A 20,093-nucleotide genomic window follows, 5' to 3' on the forward strand; every position below is an offset into this window, starting at 1 on the left:
GCGGCGCGGGCGACCCGGGCCACGCTCACGGCGCTAAAGAGGATTTACTCGTAGTAGAATAAACTTTTTAGCCGCGTAGGGCGAAGTCGGTGGTATGGACGCAGTCGCGATCCGTCGCGGGGAGAGCGAGCCGACGGTACTCGACATCGACCGGCCGACGCCCGGGGCGGGCGAGGCACTGGTGCGGACGCTCCGTGTCGGCGTCGACGGGACGGACGCGGAGGTCATCGGGGGCAGTCACGGCGGCTTTCCGGAGGGTGCGGACCACCTCGTCCTGGGCCACGAGGCGGTCGGCGTCGTCGAGGAGGTGGTCGGCGAGAGCGAGCTCGAACCCGGGGACGCAGTGGTACCGACGATCAGGCTGCCGCCGGCGGCGGGCCCAAACGAGTACTTCGAGCGCGGGGAGGCGGACATGGCGCCGCCCGAGGCCTGCCTGGAGCGGGGTATCGACGGTGCCCACGGGTTCATGAGCGAGTACTTCACGAGCCCCGTCGAGAACCTGGTGCCGATCCCCCGCGAAGCCGCCGAGTGGGGGTTCCTGGTGGAGCCGATCAGCGTCGTGGAGAAGGCACTGGACCTGGCGACGGCCTCGCGGTCGACGTTCGACTGGCGGCCCGAGAGCGGGTTCGTTCTCGGGAACGGGTCGCTCGGCCTGCTCACGCTCGCGCTGCTCGACCAGCGCGGCTACGACCGGTTGTACTGTCTGGGTCGTCGGGACCGCCCCGACCCGACCATCGAGATCGCCGAGGGGATCGGTGCGACCTACGTCGACAGCAGGGAGACGCCGGTCGACGAGTTCCCCGCCGCCCACGAACAGACCGACCTCGTCGTCGAGGCCACGGGCTACGCGAAACACGCCTTCGAGTCCGTCGCGGCGCTGGCGCCCAACGGCGTCGCCGCGCTGCTCGGCCTGCCCGAATCCTGGGAGTTCACGGTCGACGGCGGCCGCCTGCACAAGGACCTCGTGATGATGAACAAGGCGCTGGTCGGGAGCGTGAACGCGAACCGCCGGCACTTCGCGGCGGCGGTCGACAGCCTCGACGCGCTCCCCGAGTCGCTGCTCGAATCCATCGTCACCTCGGTCCACGACGTGGCCGACTACCGGGCGGCCTTCGGGGGCCGGACCGACGGCGGCGACCCAAAGCGTATCAAGACCGCCGTCGCATTCTCGGAGCTATGACGCCGTCACCGAGCGACCGCGTGGAGGGAGCCTCGTGACCGACCTCGTCACCGCCGGCGAGACGATGCTGCGGTACTCGCCGCCCGACGGCGAGCGCCTCGAACGGGCCGACGAGTTCGCGGTCCACGTCGCCGGCGCCGAGAGCAACGTGGCCGTCGCCGCCGCGCGCCTCGGTCTCGACACGGCGTGGCTGTCGAAGCTCCCCGACGGACCGCTCGGCCGGCGAATCGCCGACACGCTCCGGAGCCACGGCGTCGACCCGGCCGTGACCTGGGCCGACGAGGGCCGGGTCGGGACGTACTACCTCGAACCGGGCGGCCGCCAGCGCGAGACGGCCGTCGTCTACGACCGCGCGGACTCGGCGGTCACGACCGCGACGGTCGAGGGCCTCGCGACCGACCGCCTCGACGACGCCGCGGCGTTTCACACCACGGGGATCACGCCCGCGCTCTCGGCGACGCTCGCGGAGACGACCGCGGCCCTGCTCGACCGGGCGCAGGATGCGGGGGCGACGACCGTCTTCGACGTGAACTACCGGGCGAAGCTCTGGGACGCCGCCGAGGCGCGGGCGACGCTTTCCGACCTGCTGCCGGCCGTCGACGTGCTCGTCGTCGCCCAGCGGGACGCGCGGGCGGTGCTCGACTACGACGGCGACGCCGAGGCCGTCGCCCGCGACCTCGCCGCCGACTACGGCTTCGAGACGACGGTCGTCACCCGGGGGAGCGAGGGCGCGCTCGCGCTCCACGAGGGGGCCGTCCACGAGCAACCGGCCTACGACGCCGACGACAGCCGCCCCATCGGCACGGGCGACGCCTTCGTCGGCGGCTTCCTCGCGCAGTACCTCGGGGGCGGCGACGTGCCGACGGCCCTGTCCTGGGGCGCCGCGACCGCGGCGCTGAAACGCGAGATTCGCGGCGACGTGGCGCTCGTTACCCCCGCGGAGGTCCGTGCCGTCACCGAGTCCGACGCCGGCGGCATCGGTCGCTGACGGCCGCTCGCGCTGTCGGCGGCCGAACCGATGGCGACGAGAACGCTGCCGACGGCGGCTCGCGTCCTGCTCACGCCGGATCGAACAGCGTCTCGCCGGCGACCATGTGCTCGGCGACGGCGTCGAGGTCGAGCGTGACGCCGAGGCCGGGCTCCTCGGGAATCTCGATGGACCCGTTCTCGATGACGGTCCCCTCGACGAGGTCGCCCCACCAGGGGAGCTCGTAGGAGTGGTACTCGACGGCCAGCGCGTTCGAGATGGCCGCACCGATCTGCGCGGAGGCCATCGTCCCGACGGGGGAGGCGACGTTGTGCATCGCCACGGGGACGTAGTACTGGTTCGCCACGTCGGCGATCTTGCGGGTCTCGCGCATCCCGCCGACCTTGGGCATGTCCGGGGCGACGATGTCGACGGCCCCGTCCTCGATCAGCCGCCGGAGTTCGGTCACGCGGTAGCGGTTCTCGCCGACGGCGATGGGCGTCAGCGTCGACTCCGTGACCGATTCCTGGACCGCCAGGTTCTCCGGGGGGACGGGGTCTTCGAGCCACCACACGTCGTACTCCTCGATGGCGGCCGCGAGCCGCTTGGCCGAGCTCGCGGAGAACGTCCAGTGGCAGTCGAAGGCCACGTCCGCGCGGTCCCGCACGCGTTCGGTGACGCGCTCGACGATCTCGGCCTTGTGTCGGATCTCGCCGGGCCGGAGGTGGCGGTTCGCGCGGTCCTTCTCGTGGCCGGAGGGGACGTCGAGGTCGAACTTCAGGGCGTCGTAGCCGAGTTCCTCGACGACGCGTTCGGCCTCGTCCGCGCAGGCTTCGGGGTCGGCCTCGGCCTCGGTGTGACAGTCGCAGTAGACGCGCATCTCGTCGCGGTACTTCCCGCCGAGCAGCTGGTAGGCGGGGACCTCGAGCAGTTTGCCCGCGAGGTCGTGGAGCGCGACCTCGATGCCGGAGATGGCGGTGACGGTGACGCCCTCCACCGAACCCTCGCCGGACATCTTCTGGATCAGGTGTTCGTAGAGCCGGTCGATGTCGAGCGGGTTCTCGCCGACGACGAACGGCGTCATCCGCTCGATGAGTTCGGGGACCCCCGCACCCCAGTAGGCCTCGCCGGTACCGACCACGCCGGCGTCGGTGTAGACCCGCACGAGCGTCCACGGGAAGTTCCCGTCGACCATCGTCGTCTGCACGTCCGTGATCTCGACGTCGCGGGGCCCGCGGTCCGCCCCGAGTCCCATCGCCGACGACGACAGATCGCGCATCGTGTACTCCGCGTTCGGGTCCGTCAACCCCGCGTAGTCCCTGCTCATACGCCGTCCTTGCCGTCCAGCGACTAAAACGTGAGTGTTTACTCGAATAAGAGTTGTATTTCGCCTGCCGCCGCAGCGACGGCGGGCGGCCGGTGGCGCCCGGGAGGCGTCCCCCGCTCAGTAGACGGCGTCGCGGATCTCGTCGTCGAGGTCCTCGAACTGGTCGAGGTAGGCCTCGCGCTCGGCGCGCAGGTCCGCGAGTGCCTCCTCGTGGTCGTCGAGGTTCGCAGCCACGTCGAAGTCGGTCACGTCCATCCCGGGCACCTCGCCGGGGACGGTGAGGCCGGTGGCCTCGTCGTGGGTCCACTCGACGGTCCCGCGAGCGATCTCGCGCAGGAGCGTCACGGTGTCCTCGACGCCCACGTCGCGGCCGCCGACGGAGCCGGTGTTGAGGACGTAACACTCGACGTCGAGGTCGGCGATGAGGTCGCGGAAGCGGTTGCCCTCCGCGCCCTCCGGGCCGACGATGAAGGGGTTGGTGCCGACGACGCGGATGGACTCCCCGGCCTTCGAGGGGTCGCCCGCGCTGGTCTGGACGGACTCGCCGAGCATGAACGCGACCGCACCCTGTGCGGGGTCGAGCCTGGCGACCGGCGGCATCGCCGGGTTCCGGGTGATGAAGAAGACCTGATCCACGTCCGGGAGGTCGATCTCCTCGCCCGCGGAGGAGAGTTCGGAGCGCTGGATGACCGCGCGACCGTTCGAGGTGTGGCGGTCGGAGTCGAAATCGACCGTGCCGTCGTCGGCCACGTCGACGTTCTCCAGCACCGCGGACTCGTCGGTCGCGGCGCCGTGGAGCTGTGGTTGCTCGCTCTCGTCGAGGCCGATGGTCTTGATGTACAGCCCCTGGCCCTCGCTGCCGGCGACGGTGCCGTCGGGCAGGAGCGCACACACGTCGTCCTGGCGCATGGTCGCATCCTCGGGGTCGTCCAGCCGGAGGCCGTGGGCCGTCAGCGTGGACTTGCCGGTGCCCGAGAGGCCGAGGAACAGCTGGCCGACGGTGTCGAGGTCGTCCTCGCCGTCCGCGCCGCGCTGGAGGCGGACGCGCTTGCTGCCGGCGTGGAGGCCGAGTCCGCCCTGCCGTTTCGCGTCGAGCATGAACAGGCGGAGGAACGACTTCTTGGCCTCGCCGGTGTAGTCCGAGCCGAGGACGGCGGTAAAGCCCTCGTCGGGGAGGACGCGGATGGCCGTCTCGTCGGCGTCGGGCACCTGGACGGTGTAGAAGTCGGGCTCGCGGTCGCCCCGGACGGGCTCGAACAGTTTGGCCCAGGCCAGCGCGATGCGGCCGTACTCCTTCGGGACGTAGTAGCGACAGACGTACGAGGCGTCCTCGTGGCGCCCCATCTGCCGGTCGAGACAGACCATCTCGGTCTCCTCGGTCGCTGTCACGGCGTCGGCGACGTGGGCGTAGTCCGCGTCGTCGAACTCGTGGTCGACGGCGTTGCGCGTGCGGTCGGCGCTTCGCGAGCGGTAGTCGCTGACGTACGACGGGGACCCGAACTCGGTCGTCGTCTCGAAGTGACTGGAGAACTCCCGGAGCTGGTCGAGCGACGGATCGTAGATGACGTTGTCGGCAGTCTCCGGGTCGGGCAGGGCCGACACCGGTTTCTGGACTGTCATCCCGGACTCTGACATCGTACCCGAACGATAGTGCAGGAGTGATTTAATACTTTCAGAGTCGTCGCGCACTGACAGGACGTTCCGTGGGGCGTGCTAGAGCGACCCGGGCACCGCCGGACTGCGGGGGACAGCCGCGAGTATCGGGCGGGCTGGAACCGGACTCGGGTCTGTCGCCGCCGGTCCCGCCGGTCACGAGGGTGAAACCGAGCGTCACAGGGTCGCTCAGGAGAGGTCGGGGACCAGCGGCGCGTCGGCCTCCGCGAGTACTTCCTCGATCCCGGCCGTGTTCTCGCGCGCCCGCCCGCCGTCGGGCTGGACGCGTCGCGTGGGCAGTTCCGGAACCATCGGGTCCATTCGTCCGTCCGCGTCAATCGGAGGCCGTTCGATCATGTGTATCCCGGACGCGTCGTCCGTACTCACCCCTCCGGCTCGGTCCTACATAAAACATAATGGTCGAACATGATGTTTGTGAGTTGCTACCACGCTGACGGGCGACTCGGTCGGCCGAAAGCGGCGGCTACCGGGCGTGAGTGCGAGAAAAGTCGGGTCTCACTCAGGAGAGGTCGGGGACCAGCGGGGCGTCGACCTCGTCTACGAGTTTCGCCGCGGACGACTCGTCGCGGATGCGTCCACCGTCGGTCTGGACGCGTCGCGTGGGCATCTCCGGAACCATCGGATCCATTCGTCCGTCGGCGTCTGTCGCAGGTCGGTCGGTCATCTGCTCTCACGACTACCTGTGGCACGGGCGAATATAAACTTCATGGTCGAACATGATGTTTGGCAGTGACTGTCACACGTGCGGCGACGGACCGAAGGCCGTGGCGGGCCAAGCGTGGGTGATGGACCTCGGGACGCCCCTGCGCCTCGGTGGAACGCACTACCTGACGGCGGTGTCGGTCGGCCGCGATCCGGACGACGAGACGGTCTGGGACTGTCCGGTCTGTGGCGGCCACGGCTACGCGGACGAGTGGCACCTCGTCGCCTCCGTCCGCGACACGGCGACCAGTCGGACGGCGACGTACCGGTACTGTGACGATGCGTGCCTCCGGGGCTGGCTCCGGACAGCGGTCTGAGGACTCGACCGCGGCCGACGGTATCCCGTCTGTGGGGGCGTGGAGGCCCCGGCGCCGCCGACGGAGCGGCCGTCGGGGTCGTTCCGACGATCCGAGAACCGGCCCCCGGTATTTACTACCGTGGCGCGCAAGCGGGGGGTATGCTCTCGTTCAGCGATTCCGAGACGGCAGAGAAACTCCAGTCACGCGCCCGCGACCTCATGGAGGAGGTCGTGCTGCCCAAAGAGCGTGAACTGGCCGGTGGAATGACGGTCTCCGACGGTACCGTCGCCGACCTCCGCGAGAAAGCCCGCGAGTACGGCGTCTACGCGCCCCAGATCGAGGAGGAGTACGGCGGCATGGGCCACGACTTCCGCGACGCCCTGCCGGTCTTCGAGGAGGCCGGCCGGTCGCTTCTGGGTGCCATGACGATGCGCGTCGACGCCCCCGACGAGGGGAACATGCACCTGCTCGAACTGCAGGGCACCGAACTCCAGAAAGAGCAGTACCTCGAACCGCTCGTGAAAGGCGAGATTCGCTCGGGCTTCTCGATGACCGAGCCGATGCAGGGCGCCGGCTCCGACCCGAAGATGATCGAGACCACCGCCGAGAAAGACGGCGACGAGTGGGTCATCGACGGCCACAAGTGGTACACCACGCAGGGCGTCGAGGCCGACGTGCTCCTCGTGTTCGCCCGCACCGACATGGACGCCCACCCCTACGAGGGCTGTTCCGTCTTCATCGTCCCGAAGGAGGCCAGCGGCGTCGAAATCGTCCGGAACATCCCCCACCTCGGCAGCGAGGTGACCGGGAAGGGCCACGCCGAAATCAAGTACAACGACGTCCGCGTGCCCGAGGAGCACCTGCTCGGCGAGGAGGGCAAGGGGTTCAAACACGTCCAGGAACGGCTCGGCCCCGCGCGGCTGACTCACTGTATGCGCTTCTCGGGGATGGCCGAGCGCTCGCTGAACATCGCGGAGGCGTACATGAGCGAACGCGACGGCTTCGGCTCGAAGATGGCGGACAAACAGGGACCGCGCCACAGGATCGCCGAACACCACACGCGGCTGGCGGCCGCGCGCTCGCTCATCCGGCAGGCCGCCGACCAGATCGCCGCCGGCAACGAGGCCCGCATCGAGGTCTCGATGGCGAAGGTGTTCGCCGCGAACGTCACCCAGCAGGCCATCGACGACGCGCTCCAGTTCACGGGCGCCAACGGCATGACCAAGGACCTGCCCATCGCGGACTTCTACGAGACCGTCCGGCAGTTCCGTATCGTCGACGGCGCCGACGAGGTCCACAAACGCACCATCGCCCGTGAGGCCTTCGCCGACGTGGACGAGGCCGAACTCGAACCCGTCGTCCGCTACGAGAAGTGAGCGGCCGGCGGAGCCGGGTGATCCGCCCGGGCACGCAAAGACTATGTCCGTGTGCGTGTCAAAAACACGCATGGACCGTGAGACAGCGGCCCTGACGCGAACGCGATGTCTGAACTGCGGGTTCGAGACCGAGCCCGACAGCGGGAAGTGGGAGACGGCGGACCATCCGACGCTGGGAACGCTCACGAAATGCCCGGAGTGTGGGAGCACGGACACGGCGGCGCTCTGACCCCCGGAAGTTTTCTTGCGCCGTCGCCCGGAGTTCACGTATGACCAGCGAGTGGGTCGACCTCACCCAGCCCTTCGACGAGAACGCCCCTCACTCCGCGGCACTGCCGGCCCCGGAGTTCGAGACGCTCCACGACGTGGCCGAGGAGGGCGTCAACGCACAGTGGCTCGGCACCCCGACCCACGTCGGCACCCACGTCGACGCCCCCAGACACATGGTCGACGGCGGCGCGACCATCGACGACCTCCCGCTGTCGCGGTTCGCCGGCGAAGGCGTCGTCCTCGACGTGCGCCGCGACGAACCGGAACCGATCTCCGTCACCGACATCGAGGCCGCCGAACGGGAGACGAGCGCCGCCGGCGTCCGCCCCGACGACATCGTCGTCCTCCGGACCGGCTGGGGGGACCGTTACGGAGCGGACGGCTACGAGCGGTACCCGTGGCTCGCCGACGACGTGGGCGAGTGGTTGCTGGAGCGGGGAATCAAACTGCTCGCGGTCGACACGCCCAGCCCCGACCGACCCCGGGCGATGCGGCCCGACGGCTGGGACGCGTATCCGATCCACCGGGCACTGCTCCCCGCGGGCGTCCCCATCGCCGAACACCTCTCGATTCCGGCGGCACTGACGGGGACGCGACCGGAGGTGTTCGGCTTCCCGCTCCGGCTCCGGGGCGGCGACGGCGCGCCCGCGCGGTTCGTCGCGCGACCGGACTGAGCTTCCGTCAGCGAACCGACCGATGGGGGGAACCTTTGAGTATCGGGTCGTGCGTAGGCCCCGCATGGTCGAGACGACCGGAACCCCCCCGCGACAGTGCGCGCTCGAACGACGACCACGCCCCCACGGCCCGCGGGAGGTGGCGGCGTGAGCTACGACCGCTCGGTGTCGGCCGAGCCCCACGACCCCCTGCCGGAGTCCGTCTGGGCGGTGCAGATGCCCGCCCTCCGCTTCGGCCGCGGGGCCGCCGACGAACTCGACCACCAGTTCCGCGACATGGGCGTCGAACCCGGTGCCGACGGCCTGCTCGTCACCGACGAGACGCTGGTCGACCTGGGCCACGCCGCGCGCGTCCACGAGACCCTCAGCGAGGCCGGCTTCACGATCGACCGCTACACCGACGTGGAGCGAGAACCCTCCGTCGCGGCCATCGAGGACTGCGTGTCCGTCGTCCGCGACGAGCAGGGCTCCGACGGCTACGACTTCTACGTCGGCCTCGGCGGCGGCAGCGTCATGGACACCGCGAAGGCGACCCGCGCGATCATCGCCAACGGCGGCGGCCCCCTCGATTACATCGCGGAGCCGACCGGTGACGGCCAGCCGCTCGAAGAGAGCGGCCCGCCGCTCGTCCTCCTGCCCACGACCGCGGGGACCGGCGCCGAAATCTCGCCGCTCGCCATTCTCTCCGTCGAGGAGAAGAACATCAAGGAGGGCATCTCCAGCGACCACGTCCGGGCCGACGCCGCGGTGCTCGACCCGACGCTGACGACGACGCTTCCGGCCGACCTCACCGCCAAGACGGCGATGGACGCGCTCGGCCACGCCATCGAGGGGTACACCACCCACTCGTACGACTCGCTCCTCCGGCCGAGCGAGGCCGCCGACCGCCCGGTCTACGGCGGCCGCACGCCCTTTACCGAGATGTTCTCGGAGAAGGCCATCCGCCTGCTCTCGGGTAGCGTCCGGCAGGCGGTCCACAACGGCGACGACCTCGAAGCCCGCTCGAACATGCTGCTCGGGGCGCTGTTCGGCGCCATCGCCGGCCTGACCGCCGGCGCGAACCTCTGTCACGCGATGGCCTACCCCGTCGGCAACCGCTATCACACCTTCCACGGCGAGACCATCGCCGCGCTCACGCCCGCGAGCACCATCGGCTACAACGCCGGGAGCGACCCCGACCGCTACGAGCGCATCGCCGAACTGTTCGGTATCGACACGACCGGGATGCAGGCCCACGAGGCCGCCGACGCGCTCAAGGCCGAGTACATCCAGTTACAGCAGGACCTGAACGCACTGCCCAGTGGCCTCCACGAACTCGCGGGCATCACCGAGGACGACGTGCGCCCGCTGGCCGAACAGACCGTCGAGACGCAGGCGCGGCTCCTGCGCGCGAACCCCCGCCCCGTCACCGCCGACGACGTGGAGGACGTCTTCCGGGACGCCCTGCACAACTGGGAGGCCTAGAACTCCACCACGTCGAGCGCGGGGTCCTCGGCCTCGGGACACCCGAACTCCCGGTGGTACGACAGGCACGCCTCGTGGAACGACCGCCCGCAGTCCGGGCACTCGACGAACCCACCGCGCTCGAACCGCCCGGTACATTCGTGACATTTGGTAGCGCGTGCCATAGATGTAGAGTTCGTCGGTTGGGCGGTAAAAGCGTTTCGCGGCCGGCAGCGAAGCCGCACCGACGGCGGTGGCAAGTGATGGGCAAAAGAGAGAAACGGCGGCGAAGCGGGTCGTAGTCGGGGACTACTCCAGGCCCTCGCGTTCGCGGAGGGGTTTCCGGCGGACCTTTCCGGTGGCGGTCTTCGGGAGGTCGTCGACGAACTCGATCTCGCGGGGGTACTCGTACTTCGCCAGCCGGTCGCGGACGTGCTGGCGGATGGACTCCCGGAGGTCGTCGTCGGCTCCGAGACCCGACGCGACCACGACGAAGGCCTTCGGGACCTGCCCGCGCTCGTCGTCGGGGACACCGATGACGGCGGCGTCGGCGACGGCCTCGTGACCCGCGACGCTGTCCTCGACCTCCTCCGGACCGATCCGGTAGCCCGCCGAGATGATGACGTCGTCCTTCCGGCTCTTGAACGCGACGTAGCCGTCCTCGTCCATCGTCCCGAGGTCCTCCGTCAGCAGCCAGCCGTTCTGCACCTTCCGCTCGGTCTTCTCGGGCTTGTTCCAGTACTCCACGAAACAGACGGGATTACCCTCGTAGCGCAGGGCGATCTCGCCGACCTCGCCGGGATCGACCGTCGGCTCGGCGGTGTCCGGGTCGACGATAGTCACCTCGTGGCCGGGGCCGGCGCGCCCGATGTACCCCTCCCGGAACTCGGTGAGTGCGGTGCAGTCCCCGACGAGCATGTTGGCCTCGGTCTGGCCGTAGCCCTCGTGGACCGCGGTCCCGCCGAAGGTGTCCTGTGCCCAGTCGACGATGGACTGGCCGAGCGACTCGCCGCCGCTGGCGATGGTCCGCAGCGAGTCGGCGTCGAAGCGGTCGGTGTCTTCGACCTGCATCATCATCCGCAGGGCCGTCGGCGGGGCGAAGAAGTTCGTCACGTCGTAGGTCTCGACGATCCGGAAGGCCTCCTCGGGGTCGAACTGCCCGCCGTCGTAGGCCACCACCGGCCGGCCGTAGTAGAGGCCGGGGAAGACCACGTCGAACAGGGAGGCGATCCAGGCCCACTCCGCCGGCGTCCAGAACACGTCCGTCTCCGCCATCCGCATATTGCCGAAGGTAGTGACGAAAAGCGGGAGGTGGCCGAGCAACATCCGGTGGGCGTGGCGCACCCCCTTCGGGTCGCCGGTCGTCCCCGAGGTGTAGATGAAGATGGCGTCGTCCTCGGCGGCGGTCTCGACTGGCTCGAACGTCGGATCGTGGTCCGCGATGGCGTCCCAGAGGTCGGCCTCGCCAGCCCCGGTGTCGGGGTCGTCGACGCCGACGGTCAGGACGGTATCCAGCCCCGGCAGCGAGTCGCGTGCCTCCCGGACGTTCTCGATATTGGACGCGTCGACGACGGCCGCCACCGCGTCGCAGTCGCTCAGTCGGTACGCGACGGCGTCGGGGCCAAACAGCGTCGACAGCGGCACCGACACCGCGCCGAGTTTCCAGGCCGCGAGGTGGCCGAACACCGTCTCCGGGCACTGGGGCGCGTTCACGCCCACGCGGTCGCCCCGCTCGACCCCCTGCTCGCGGAGGTAGTTCGCCAGCCGATTCGTCACGTCGCGGGTCTCCGCGAAGGTGTAGGTCTCGCTCGTCCCGTCGTCGGCCTCGGCGTACAGCGCCACGCGCTCGTCGTCCGTCTCGGCCCACCGGTCACAGCAGTAGACGGCCATGTTGAACCGCTCGGGCACCTCCCACTCGAACGCCTCCCGCAACCCCTCGTAGCTGTCCCAGTCGTCCTCGTAGAAGTGGTACGCGTCCAGGCGTTCTCCTCGTGACATTCCCGTACACGTTCACCGGACCGGCACAAAAAGATGGCTGGCGGCCGCGGAGCAATCTTTAACAGCCGACCGCCCGGGGAGCGTGCATGGTCGACGCTACCGTCACCCTGGTCGACCGGGGGACGATCCGCGCGGACGTGAACAACATGCTCGAAGGGTTCGTGATGGGGTCGGCGGCCGACCCCAACCCCGACATCCGGATGGGCGAGGGCCCGGTCTACAACCTCGTCATCGATCACCCCGAGGCCACGATTCTCTGGGACACCGGCTCCCACCCCGACTGCGGCGACGGCCACTGGCCCGATGAACTGTACGCCGCCTTCGAGCACTTCGACGCCGACGAGCACGCCCTCCCCGACGCCCTGGACGAGGCCGGCTACGCCCTCTCCGACATCGACGCCGTCGTCCAGACCCACCTCCACCTCGACCACGCCGGCGGCCTCCACAACTTCGCCGGCACCGACACCCCCGTCTACGTCCACGAGAAAGAGCTGAAATACGCCTACTACTCCGCGAACACGACCGAGGGCTCGGCCGCCTACGTCGCCGGCGACTTCGACCACGACCTGAACTGGCAGGTCGTCCACGGCGAGACCGAGACCCACTTCGAGGACCTCCAGTTCCTCCGGCTGGCCGGCCACACGCCCGGCCTGCTCGGGACGAAACTCGACGTCGACGGCTACGGGACGGTCGTGTTCGCCGGCGATCAGGCCTACGTCCGCGCGAACTACCACGACGAACACCCGATGGGCGGCGGCCTGCTCTGGAGCAAGCGCCACTGGGAGGACAGCCTCCGGCGCGTGAAGGAGATCGAGCGAACCGAGAACGCGGCGGTCTACTGCGGGCACGACGGCGACGACGTGGCCGAACTCCGTGACGGTCTTCCCTGACCGGGTCCAGAGACGGGTATGCCCGACGACGAGCACTTCCGCAAACTCGAACGGATGTACCACGAGGCGCCGGTCGCCGACACCATCGAGAGCGACCTGACGGTCCGGGACGGCGAGGCCGAAATCGTCGTCCCCGTCGACGAATCCTACCACCACGCGCTCGGCGGCGTCCACGGCGCGCTCTACTTCAAGGCGCTCGACGACGCGGCCTTCTTCGCCGCGAACTCGCTAATCGAGGACTACTTCGTTCTCACGACGGACTTCGACCTCTACCTCGAACGGCCGGTCTCGACCGGCGAAATCAGAGCCGTCGGCGAGGTGTTCAACGACAACCCCAACCAGTTGCTCGCGGGCGCGGTCGCGTACGACGGCGAGGGCAACGAGATCGCCCGCGGGACCGGCTCGTTCCACTGCAGCGAGAAGGAGCTCACTCCCGAGATCGGCTACGAGTAGGCCGTCAGTCCGCGACGATCTCGGAACTCCCGCAGGCTGGACAGTTCAACCGTTCCCGGTCGAGCGGCTGTGAGCAGAACCCGCAACGGTACGTTCGTGTGCCGGTCGCGAACTTGTCTTTGAGCTGGTCGGTGAGTCCCATCGTTCGTTTCTGTTCCGGGTTATACGACAGTTGTGCCCACAACATCATAAATTCTCCGGCGTCTGTCCCAGTTTGCGACGACTTCTGATTAATATGTTCGAAAATGTCGCTTCTGGGCCGTTCATACGGACACCTTCGGCTGTATAGATGTACGAGCGTTGTGTTTAGAGAGAGGTGTAATCGGCCGAGAGAGCCTCTCAATTGTCGGTTCCCGAGATTACCCAGTGGTCGTCGTCCTGACGTTCGAGGATCGCCGGCGCCCGGAGTTTGGCGATGTATCCTGTCGGCTGTCGGACCGTCTCGTGGTCGACGCGCACCCGGACGAGGTTCCCGGTCACCTGTGCCGAGGGGGGTTTCTGGGCCGCGCCACAGTCGTAGATGGTGAGCAGTTCGTTCCCGTCGCCCGCCTCGCCGACGACGACGTGTGCGTGCTGGGGGAGTCGCCAGGCGTCGGCCCCGGCCTCGGGTAATCGGTTCATACCTCCGGTTGGGACCCGGACGGCTTAACGACGCGGGCAGCGGTGTCACCCATCGTGCCGGTCGCATCTGGGCCCACACCCGACCGTTCTTTAAGTAGTTCTGGTCACAAGGTGTAGCTACGAGCGGAGTCGGTCGCCGGATTCTGGCGACCGGAACGCCGATTGGCGAGCGACGCGTCCGCCAGCCGTGCGGTCACAGGGCGTCGTGTCAGCGCGCCGGGGACTGACCCACACCTTGAATTGTCTCGATACCCGAGTGGCGAGTAATGGTGGGCGACGGGTCACGGATCGCCGACGGAGTCGGGTACGGGGATAGCACCCACGCCGACCGCCGGGACCGCGAGCGGCACCCGTACGCCAGCGAGCGAACGGAGGAGTGGCTCTCGACGGACCCGGGGTCGGGGACGCTGGACCGCGCGGCGGCCCGCCGGGACACGGTGACGCGCCGCTGGGACGTGGTGACGCCGAGCGCGACCCGGATCGGCCGCCCCGAGGGTCCCGACGGTGACGTGTCCGAGAACCTCCGGCGGCTCCACGACGAACAGCACCCGGCCATGCAGGGCCACAGCGAGCGGATGCACGAACTCGACAAGGCCCGAATCACGCAGGCACTCTGTAACTACCTCGACCTGACGCCGTGGGAGCGGGACCGCGCGCTTGGCATCGTCACCGAGATCGACCTCACGGCCTTCGGCAGCCAGCGGGCCATCCCGAAGGTGGCACTGGTCGTCATCCGGCACGTCGTCGACGCCGAGCGGCGCGCCCGCCTCGGCCTCGACGACCAGGAGTGGCTCGGGGACCAGCCGCCCGAGCGGTTCGAGGACCTGTACGACCGCTTCGAGTCGATCAAGGACGAACGCCGCTTCCGGCGACTGCTCGGCCGGTACGACCTCACCAAGACGAACGTCAATCGCCTCCAGCACGTGCTCGAAGACCAGCTGGCCGAACACGACCTCGAAGGCGCCGTCTTCGGCCGCTCGCCTTACCGCGACCCCAACCTCCCTGTCGTCGGGCGGGCCGGCGACGCGTCCCCGAGCGACGACTGACGACGCCGGCGCTGGCGCTTCGAGCGTGGTTTCCCGCGCCGAAAACGGGCGGCGCAGACTCCGTCTATATCCCCACCTTGTGACCAGAACCACTTAAACAATCGGCGGGGCCCCAGCGGCGGGTGAACCGGTCCGGGTCGTCGCGGGGCTGCCGTCCCGGCCGGACCACGGTTCACCGTCTGCAGCGTGGGCCTCAAGTGGACTCCGCCCGACACTCGGGTATGGGTCGAACACCTCTACTCGCGGAACCGTTCCTGGACGACGACGAGGACGTGAACCGTGTCCAGCGGTTCGCCGGCGCGGGTGCCCGGGCCGGGGCGCGGCTCGGCGCGGTCGGCGGCCCGGTCGGCGCCGGCGTCGGAGCCGGCTTCGGCAGCGCCGCCGGCTACCTGGTCGGGTACGGCCTCACCGGCGTCGGTCCGGCGGAGCAGTTGGACGAGGGCGTGAGCCACAGCCACGTGGACGGCGACGAGGCCATGGACGGCGGCGAGCCGAACGCTACACACGATTCGGGCGGTGGCGACCACGGACACGACGACGGGCCGATCACCATCGACGTGACCGACGAGGGCTGACTACCGTTCGGGGAGTCGGCCGCCGTCGACGGCGACGTTCTGGCCGCTGATGTAGCTCGCGGCCTCACTGCAGAAAAAGAGCAGCGGTGCAGCCACGTCCTCGAACGCGGCGGCCCGGCCGCGTGGGTAGTCGGACACGTCGGAGACGGTGTTCTCGACCGCGAACGGTGAGACGGCGTTGGCCGTGATTCCGTCGTCCTGGGTGTCGGCGGCGAGCATCCGCGTGAACATCAACACGCCGGTCTTAGCCACGAAGTAGGGGAGGTTGACGGGGTGGGCGTGCATCCGGTCGCTGTCCGCGAAGCCGATATTGACGATTCGGCCCCAGCCCGCTTCGCGCATCCCCGTGAGCGCCCGGCGAGCACAGAGCACCGTCCCGTAGAACGTGCTCTCGACGACGGTGCGCCAGGACGACCACTCGATCTCTTCCCAGTGGCGGGCGTCGAAGTCACCGACGTTGTTAACCAGTACGTCGACGGTGCCGAGGTCGGCCTCGGCCGCCGCGAACAGGTCGTCGACCGCGTCGGGGTCGGTCACGTCGCCCTGGACGGTCGTCGCCGCCACGCCGTGCCCGCGGGCGTCCGTGGCCGTCTCCGCGGCCGCGTCGGCGCTTTCGTTGTAGTGGACCGCTACGTCCGCGCCACAGGCAGCCAGCGAGAGCAACAGTTCGCGACCCACGCGCGTCGCACTCCCGGTGACCAGCGCCGTCCGTCCGTCCAGGTCGGGTGTCCCGTCCATACCCGTCGTTAGGGCGTGACAGTCTTGAATCCACGCGACCGTGACCCGGGACGGCCAGTGGCCGTCAGTCGGCGGCGTCGGCCGCCGCTCACCGTTTCCCGAGCGCCTCCTCGAAGACTCGCTGTGCCCGTTCGTATCCCTCGTTGCGGCCGACGATGGGGTCGGGGTAGTCGGGCGCGAGGTCGGCGCGCTCGGCGGCCGGGAGCGTCGGCCAGTCCACCACGGTGTCGGTCGGCACGTCCCGCAGTTCGGGGACGTACTCCCGGACGAACGTCGCGCCGTCGTCGTACCTCGCCAGCTGACTCACGGGGTCGAAGATACGGACGTCCACGGAGTCGGTCCCCGTCGAGGCGATCCACTGCCAGTTGCCGTGGTTCGCGGCGTAATCGTGGTCTACGAGCTGTTTGGTGAAGTAACGAGCGCCCTTCCGCCAGTCGACGAGCAGGTGCTTGGTGAGAAAGCTCGCCACGACCTGCCGCGGGCGGTTGTGGACGTACCCCTCCTGATTCAGCTGGCGCATCCCGGCGTCGACGAGCGGGTAGCCAGTCTCGCCCGCTTTCCAGGCCGCGAAGTCCGCCTCGTCGTCCCGCCACGCGATATCGTCGGGGAAGGACTTGTAGTTCGCGACGGGGAGGTCGCGGTTGTAGTACAGCAGGTGATAGTTCTGCTCCCGCCAGGAGAGTTCGTAGCGATACTTGTCGACGTTCCGGCGTTCGTCGCCGTCGACGGCCTCGTAGACGTCGGAGGCCGCCTGCCACACCGCCCGGACGCCGATCATCCCCGCGGCGAGGTACGGCGACAGCCGGGAGACGGCCTGTGTCGGCTTCTCGACCGCCAGCGCGAGGTCGTCGCGGGTGTCGGCGTAGCTGTAGATACCATCGTCGCAGAAGCGGTCGAGTCGCTCGCGCGCGGGGTCGTATCCCGCCGCCGGCAGGTCGATGTCGGCCTCGCCCGGCGGGACGCCGGCGTCGTCGGCGACGCTCGCAAGCGCGCCGGCGTCCGGTTCCGGGTGCGGGGCCGGTTTCTCGACCGCCTGCCAGTCGTCGTAGAACCGGCTGTGGTTCGGATACTCGGGGTCGAGGCGGCCGGGGTCGACCAGTACGAGGTCGGTCCGGGCGTCGGTGTCGACCCCCTCGCGGGCCAGAGCGGTCTCGACCGCCCGCCGACGGTTGCGCCGCGCCGCGCGGTAGTGGTCGTTGAAGTGAACCGCGTCGGCGTCGTACTCCTCGACGAGGGCGGGCAGGACCTCGGCGGGGTCGCCCGCGCGGACGACGAGGTCGCTCCCCAGTTCGCGGTAGCGCCGTCGCAGGGCGCGAACGCCGGTCATCCAGAAGGCCCGCTGTCGCGGGCCGACGGTCGCGAACAGGTCGCCGTCGAGGACGAAGACCGGGACGACGGTGTCCGTCCGTGCCGCCGCTGCCAGGCCGGCGTTGTCCCGCGTCCGGAGGTCCCGTCGGTGCCAGAACAGGCGCATACGCGTGCCAGGGACTACAGCGTATAGTGACTGTCGGGCGAAAAGCGGTGTGGGAACGGGTCCGGTGCAGCCGGGTACGGAACTGCACCGGTCGGGATCGGACACCCGGACGAGCCACCTGCACGTCGTGTCCGCACCGTGGGCCGTCCTCGACCGCGCGGCCCCAGTGTCGGACCCCGCACTCGACACTGTCACGATGACGCGCATAAACCCTGACCCTCGTTCAAAAACGACGCGCTCGCACCGGCAAACGTTGCCCGAACACTACCGAACGTAACGGCCCCTTTCCACGCACGGCCCGGTCGCCACGTGCTCGGCCGTATCCATCACCCCGCCTGCATCGAATTACCTTCGTGGGATGTTTTGGGTAACCGCGGTCTCATCGGCCCGGGGGCCGGTAAAGCGCACTTACTCGGCCGGCCCCAGCGTCGATTCGTGGCGGACGGCGTCGCGCCCGACTTCGGAGACGGCGTCGTGGCCGGCCAGCCCCATCGTGAGATCGAACTCCGCGACGAAGTTCTCGAGGTACGTGGCGACGCCATCGGCACCGCCGACGGCCAGTGCGTACGCGTACGGCCGCCCGAGGAGGACGGCGTCGGCGCCCAGCGCAACGGATTTGAACGCGTCGGCGGCACGGCGGACGCCGCTGTCGAGCGTGATGTCGGCCTCGTCGCCCACCTCGTCGACGATCTCGGGCAGTGCCTCGACGGCCGTGATGGAGCCGTCGACCTGGCGGCCGCCGTGGGTGGAGACGCCCACGCCGTCGGCGCCGTGCTGGACCGCCAGCCGTGCGTCCTCCGGATGTAGAACGCCCTTGATGAACACCGGGAGGTCCGTGTTGTCGTGGACGAACTGGAGGTCCTCCCACGTCAGACTGGAGTCGCCGAAGATGTCGAGGAAGTGTTCGACGGCCGCCTCCGGGTCGTCCTCCGGGGGCTCGTCGAGCTGGGCGCGGAACTCCGGGTCGGAAAAGTAGTTGCCCACGCCTTCGCCTTCGAGGAACGGGTAGTAGCCCCGCTCGATGAGCCGTTCCCGCCAGCCGAGGATGGGGGCGTCGACGGTGACGACGATGCCGTCGTAGCCCGCCGCCTCGGCGCGGTCGAGGAAGCTCTTGGCGATGGCGTCCGACGAGGACCAGTAGAACTGGAAGAACTTCGGCGTGTCACCCAGCGCCTCGGCCACGTCCTCCATCGGCGTCGAGGACAGCGAGCTCAGACAGAGCGGGACGTTCAGTTCGGCCGCGCCCTCGGCGGTGCCGATCTCCGCCTCGTCGTGGAGGAGCGTCTGGACGCCGAGCGGCGTCAACACGACGGGCACGTCGAGTTCGGTGCCCATGAGCTTCGTCGAGAGGTCGCGGGTCTCGACGCCGCGCAACATCCGGGGGACGACCCGCCACTGCGAGAAGTCCGTCCCGCGGTCGAAGGTCTCGTCGCTCCCGGCGCCGCCGTGGACGTAGGCGACGCCCGCCTCGCTCATCGCCTCGTGGGCCGCCTCACGGAGGTCCTCGTAGGACACCGGGAAGTCGGTCGTTTCGCCCTCGAGCATTCCCTCGCGGTACACCTCGTTGACCCGCTGTGCGCCGAACCGCTCGCTGTCGACCATATCCCATGCTGGGAGTACGGAACAATATGGGTTGTGTCACGAAGCGGGCGTCGGCGAGGGGCGACCCCGCACGCCGTTCGGCCGCGCCGCGCCACCGCTCATATACCGTTCCGGGCCGACGAGGGACCATGGCTCGCATCGACTACGCCGACCCCGAGGACCTGCCCGCCGAGAAGCGCCACCTGCTCGACTCGATGGCGAACGAGGACGGCGGTGGCGACGACGACGAACCCGGGAGTGACGACGGCGGTGACAGCGGCGCCGCCCACGACCTGCGGAGCGACCGCCTGAACGTCTACCGCCTGCTCGGGCGCAATCCCGCCATCCTGGCGGGCTTCCGGGAGTACCTCGGGACCGTCTGGACGGCGGCCGGCCTCACGCCCCACGAGCGGGAACTGGTGATCCTCGCGACGGCCCGGGCGACCGACTCGCGCTACGAGTGGCACCAGCACGTCCGGGTCGCACTGGACGAGGGTCTGCGTGTCGAAACGATCCTCGCCGTCGCCCGCGGTGAACCGGACCGGCTCTCCCCCGAGGGCGCGGCGCTCGTCGACTACGTGACCGCGTTCGTCGCCGGCGCCGTCGACGACGACGCCCACGACCGCCTCGCCACGCACTTCGACGAGCCGACGGTCCTCGGCGTCGGGGCGCTCGCCGGCAACTACCTGGGGTTAGCACACGTCTTCGACGCCCTCGACGTCGACCTCGAAACCGAGTTCGTCGGCTGGGACCTGGCGAACCTCTGAGGGCCGAACTGGGAGTGGCATGATACACCATACCGAAG

Annotated in this window: 23 protein-coding genes; 12 read left to right on the forward strand and 11 right to left on the reverse strand. The window is 69.3% G+C overall.

Annotated features, from left to right (window positions below):
* Positions 1 to 94 precede the first annotated feature (94 nt).
* Both MUG96_RS18270 and kdgK1 read left to right on the forward strand, forming a co-directional pair.
* A complete protein-coding gene (locus MUG96_RS18270) occupies positions 95 to 1,180 on the forward strand; it encodes a glucose 1-dehydrogenase (protein ID WP_246985117.1) in 1,086 nt (361 codons plus the stop codon).
* Between the two features lie 34 nt (positions 1,181 to 1,214).
* Positions 1,215 to 2,168 (forward strand): bifunctional 2-dehydro-3-deoxygluconokinase/2-dehydro-3-deoxygalactonokinase, encoded by a 954-nt coding sequence (gene kdgK1, locus MUG96_RS18275; protein ID WP_246985119.1) that lies wholly within the window; start codon positions 1,215 to 1,217, stop codon positions 2,166 to 2,168.
* Between the two features lie 70 nt (positions 2,169 to 2,238).
* Here kdgK1 and MUG96_RS18280 read toward each other — a convergent pair whose 3' ends face one another.
* From MUG96_RS18280 to MUG96_RS18295, 4 genes are all read right to left on the reverse strand, one after another.
* Positions 2,239 to 3,474, reverse strand: a complete 1,236-nt coding sequence (locus tag MUG96_RS18280) for a mandelate racemase/muconate lactonizing enzyme family protein (RefSeq protein WP_246985121.1) — start codon at positions 3,472 to 3,474, stop codon at positions 2,239 to 2,241.
* Positions 3,475 to 3,591: 117 nt separating this feature from the next.
* Positions 3,592 to 5,109, reverse strand: a complete 1,518-nt coding sequence (locus MUG96_RS18285; protein ID WP_246985123.1) for a phosphoenolpyruvate carboxykinase (ATP) — start codon at positions 5,107 to 5,109, stop codon at positions 3,592 to 3,594.
* A 207-nt stretch (positions 5,110 to 5,316) separates the two neighbouring features.
* Positions 5,317 to 5,514 carry a hypothetical protein gene (locus MUG96_RS18290; protein WP_246985124.1) on the reverse strand — a complete coding sequence of 66 codons (198 nt, stop codon included), beginning with the start codon at positions 5,512 to 5,514 and terminating at the stop codon, positions 5,317 to 5,319.
* Positions 5,515 to 5,647: 133 nt separating this feature from the next.
* Complete coding sequence (locus MUG96_RS18295; RefSeq protein WP_246985126.1) at positions 5,648 to 5,812, reverse strand: hypothetical protein; 165 nt, start codon at positions 5,810 to 5,812, stop codon at positions 5,648 to 5,650.
* A gap of 100 nt (positions 5,813 to 5,912) precedes the next feature.
* Between MUG96_RS18295 and MUG96_RS18300 the strand changes: the two genes are divergently transcribed.
* From MUG96_RS18300 to MUG96_RS18320, 5 genes are all read left to right on the forward strand, one after another.
* Positions 5,913 to 6,167, forward strand: coding sequence for a hypothetical protein (locus MUG96_RS18300; RefSeq protein WP_246985128.1), 255 nt, complete (start codon positions 5,913 to 5,915; stop codon positions 6,165 to 6,167).
* Between the two features lie 140 nt (positions 6,168 to 6,307).
* A complete protein-coding gene (locus MUG96_RS18305; protein ID WP_246985130.1) occupies positions 6,308 to 7,525 on the forward strand; it encodes an acyl-CoA dehydrogenase family protein in 1,218 nt (405 codons plus the stop codon).
* A gap of 70 nt (positions 7,526 to 7,595) precedes the next feature.
* Complete coding sequence (locus MUG96_RS18310) at positions 7,596 to 7,754, forward strand: hypothetical protein (protein WP_246985133.1); 159 nt, start codon at positions 7,596 to 7,598, stop codon at positions 7,752 to 7,754.
* 40 nt (positions 7,755 to 7,794) lie between these two features.
* Positions 7,795 to 8,469: a cyclase family protein gene (locus tag MUG96_RS18315; protein WP_246985135.1), complete on the forward strand. Its 675-nt coding sequence runs from the start codon at positions 7,795 to 7,797 to the stop codon at positions 8,467 to 8,469.
* A 147-nt stretch (positions 8,470 to 8,616) separates the two neighbouring features.
* Positions 8,617 to 9,933 carry a hydroxyacid-oxoacid transhydrogenase gene (locus MUG96_RS18320; protein ID WP_246985136.1) on the forward strand — a complete coding sequence of 439 codons (1,317 nt, stop codon included), beginning with the start codon at positions 8,617 to 8,619 and terminating at the stop codon, positions 9,931 to 9,933.
* Here MUG96_RS18320 and MUG96_RS18325 read toward each other — a convergent pair.
* The gene (locus tag MUG96_RS18325; protein ID WP_246985138.1) at positions 9,930 to 10,097 is read right to left on the reverse strand and encodes a hypothetical protein; all 168 of its coding nucleotides are present in this window, start codon (positions 10,095 to 10,097) and stop codon (positions 9,930 to 9,932) included. The two genes, MUG96_RS18320 and MUG96_RS18325, sit on opposite strands and share 4 nt — an antisense overlap.
* A 124-nt stretch (positions 10,098 to 10,221) precedes the next feature.
* On the reverse strand, positions 10,222 to 11,910 hold the full coding sequence (locus MUG96_RS18330) for an acetate--CoA ligase (RefSeq protein ID WP_246985140.1): 1,689 nt from the start codon (positions 11,908 to 11,910) through the stop codon (positions 10,222 to 10,224).
* Between the two features lie 86 nt (positions 11,911 to 11,996).
* On the opposite strand from MUG96_RS18330, the gene MUG96_RS18335 reads away from it, so the two are divergent.
* The gene (locus MUG96_RS18335; protein WP_246985142.1) at positions 11,997 to 12,800 is read left to right on the forward strand and encodes an N-acyl homoserine lactonase family protein; all 804 of its coding nucleotides are present in this window, start codon (positions 11,997 to 11,999) and stop codon (positions 12,798 to 12,800) included.
* 18 nt (positions 12,801 to 12,818) lie between these two features.
* Entirely contained in the window at positions 12,819 to 13,253 is a 435-nt protein-coding gene (locus MUG96_RS18340) for a PaaI family thioesterase (RefSeq protein ID WP_246985144.1), read from the forward strand.
* A gap of 4 nt (positions 13,254 to 13,257) precedes the next feature.
* Here the strand turns inward: MUG96_RS18340 and MUG96_RS18345 are convergent, their stop codons facing one another.
* Positions 13,258 to 13,395 carry a hypothetical protein gene (locus MUG96_RS18345; RefSeq protein ID WP_246985146.1) on the reverse strand — a complete coding sequence of 46 codons (138 nt, stop codon included), beginning with the start codon at positions 13,393 to 13,395 and terminating at the stop codon, positions 13,258 to 13,260.
* A 197-nt stretch (positions 13,396 to 13,592) separates the two neighbouring features.
* Positions 13,593 to 13,874 (reverse strand): hypothetical protein, encoded by a 282-nt coding sequence (locus MUG96_RS18350; RefSeq protein ID WP_246985148.1) that lies wholly within the window; start codon positions 13,872 to 13,874, stop codon positions 13,593 to 13,595.
* A gap of 266 nt (positions 13,875 to 14,140) precedes the next feature.
* On the opposite strand from MUG96_RS18350, the gene MUG96_RS18355 reads away from it, so the two are divergent.
* The gene (locus MUG96_RS18355) at positions 14,141 to 14,920 is read left to right on the forward strand and encodes a DNA-directed RNA polymerase subunit epsilon (RefSeq protein WP_246985150.1); all 780 of its coding nucleotides are present in this window, start codon (positions 14,141 to 14,143) and stop codon (positions 14,918 to 14,920) included.
* A gap of 221 nt (positions 14,921 to 15,141) precedes the next feature.
* Positions 15,142 to 15,495 carry a hypothetical protein gene (locus tag MUG96_RS18360; protein ID WP_246985152.1) on the forward strand — a complete coding sequence of 118 codons (354 nt, stop codon included), beginning with the start codon at positions 15,142 to 15,144 and terminating at the stop codon, positions 15,493 to 15,495.
* Here MUG96_RS18360 and MUG96_RS18365 read toward each other — a convergent pair whose 3' ends face one another.
* The 3 genes from MUG96_RS18365 to MUG96_RS18375 form a co-directional block, all read right to left on the reverse strand.
* A complete protein-coding gene (locus tag MUG96_RS18365) occupies positions 15,496 to 16,233 on the reverse strand; it encodes an SDR family NAD(P)-dependent oxidoreductase (RefSeq protein ID WP_256465404.1) in 738 nt (245 codons plus the stop codon).
* Positions 16,234 to 16,321: 88 nt separating this feature from the next.
* Positions 16,322 to 17,707, reverse strand: coding sequence for a cryptochrome/photolyase family protein (locus MUG96_RS18370; RefSeq protein WP_246985154.1), 1,386 nt, complete (start codon positions 17,705 to 17,707; stop codon positions 16,322 to 16,324).
* 408 nt (positions 17,708 to 18,115) lie between these two features.
* Complete coding sequence (locus MUG96_RS18375) at positions 18,116 to 19,309, reverse strand: alpha-hydroxy-acid oxidizing protein (protein WP_246985156.1); 1,194 nt, start codon at positions 19,307 to 19,309, stop codon at positions 18,116 to 18,118.
* A gap of 128 nt (positions 19,310 to 19,437) precedes the next feature.
* Between MUG96_RS18375 and MUG96_RS18380 the strand changes: the two genes are divergently transcribed.
* Positions 19,438 to 20,055, forward strand: a complete 618-nt coding sequence (locus tag MUG96_RS18380; protein WP_246985158.1) for a carboxymuconolactone decarboxylase family protein — start codon at positions 19,438 to 19,440, stop codon at positions 20,053 to 20,055.
* The last annotated feature ends 38 nt before the right edge of the window (positions 20,056 to 20,093 follow it).

The sequence above is a fragment of the Halorientalis marina genome (assembly GCF_023028345.1).
Taxonomy (GTDB): Archaea; Halobacteriota; Halobacteria; order Halobacteriales; family Haloarculaceae; genus Halorientalis; species Halorientalis marina.

Bases quoted from the DNA above. Each gene is read 5' to 3' on its own strand.
- MUG96_RS18270 (WP_246985117.1), top strand. From the start codon at position 95: ATGGACGCAGTCGCGATCCGTCGCGGGGAGAGCGAGCCGACGGTACTC.
- MUG96_RS18280 (WP_246985121.1), bottom strand. From the start codon at position 3,474: ATGAGCAGGGACTACGCGGGGTTGACGGACCCGAACGCGGAGTACACG.
- MUG96_RS18285 (WP_246985123.1), bottom strand. From the start codon at position 5,109: ATGTCAGAGTCCGGGATGACAGTCCAGAAACCGGTGTCGGCCCTGCCC.
- MUG96_RS18295 (WP_246985126.1), bottom strand. From the start codon at position 5,812: ATGACCGACCGACCTGCGACAGACGCCGACGGACGAATGGATCCGATG.
- MUG96_RS18305 (WP_246985130.1), top strand. From the start codon at position 6,308: ATGCTCTCGTTCAGCGATTCCGAGACGGCAGAGAAACTCCAGTCACGC.
- MUG96_RS18310 (WP_246985133.1), top strand. From the start codon at position 7,596: ATGGACCGTGAGACAGCGGCCCTGACGCGAACGCGATGTCTGAACTGC.
- MUG96_RS18315 (WP_246985135.1), top strand. From the start codon at position 7,795: ATGACCAGCGAGTGGGTCGACCTCACCCAGCCCTTCGACGAGAACGCC.
- MUG96_RS18325 (WP_246985138.1), bottom strand. From the start codon at position 10,097: ATGGCACGCGCTACCAAATGTCACGAATGTACCGGGCGGTTCGAGCGC.
- MUG96_RS18330 (WP_246985140.1), bottom strand. From the start codon at position 11,910: ATGTCACGAGGAGAACGCCTGGACGCGTACCACTTCTACGAGGACGAC.
- MUG96_RS18335 (WP_246985142.1), top strand. From the start codon at position 11,997: ATGGTCGACGCTACCGTCACCCTGGTCGACCGGGGGACGATCCGCGCG.
- MUG96_RS18340 (WP_246985144.1), top strand. From the start codon at position 12,819: ATGCCCGACGACGAGCACTTCCGCAAACTCGAACGGATGTACCACGAG.
- MUG96_RS18345 (WP_246985146.1), bottom strand. From the start codon at position 13,395: ATGGGACTCACCGACCAGCTCAAAGACAAGTTCGCGACCGGCACACGA.
- MUG96_RS18350 (WP_246985148.1), bottom strand. From the start codon at position 13,874: ATGAACCGATTACCCGAGGCCGGGGCCGACGCCTGGCGACTCCCCCAG.
- MUG96_RS18355 (WP_246985150.1), top strand. From the start codon at position 14,141: ATGGTGGGCGACGGGTCACGGATCGCCGACGGAGTCGGGTACGGGGAT.
- MUG96_RS18360 (WP_246985152.1), top strand. From the start codon at position 15,142: ATGGGTCGAACACCTCTACTCGCGGAACCGTTCCTGGACGACGACGAG.
- MUG96_RS18365 (WP_256465404.1), bottom strand. From the start codon at position 16,233: ATGGACGGGACACCCGACCTGGACGGACGGACGGCGCTGGTCACCGGG.
- MUG96_RS18370 (WP_246985154.1), bottom strand. From the start codon at position 17,707: ATGCGCCTGTTCTGGCACCGACGGGACCTCCGGACGCGGGACAACGCC.
- MUG96_RS18375 (WP_246985156.1), bottom strand. From the start codon at position 19,309: ATGGTCGACAGCGAGCGGTTCGGCGCACAGCGGGTCAACGAGGTGTAC.
- MUG96_RS18380 (WP_246985158.1), top strand. From the start codon at position 19,438: ATGGCTCGCATCGACTACGCCGACCCCGAGGACCTGCCCGCCGAGAAG.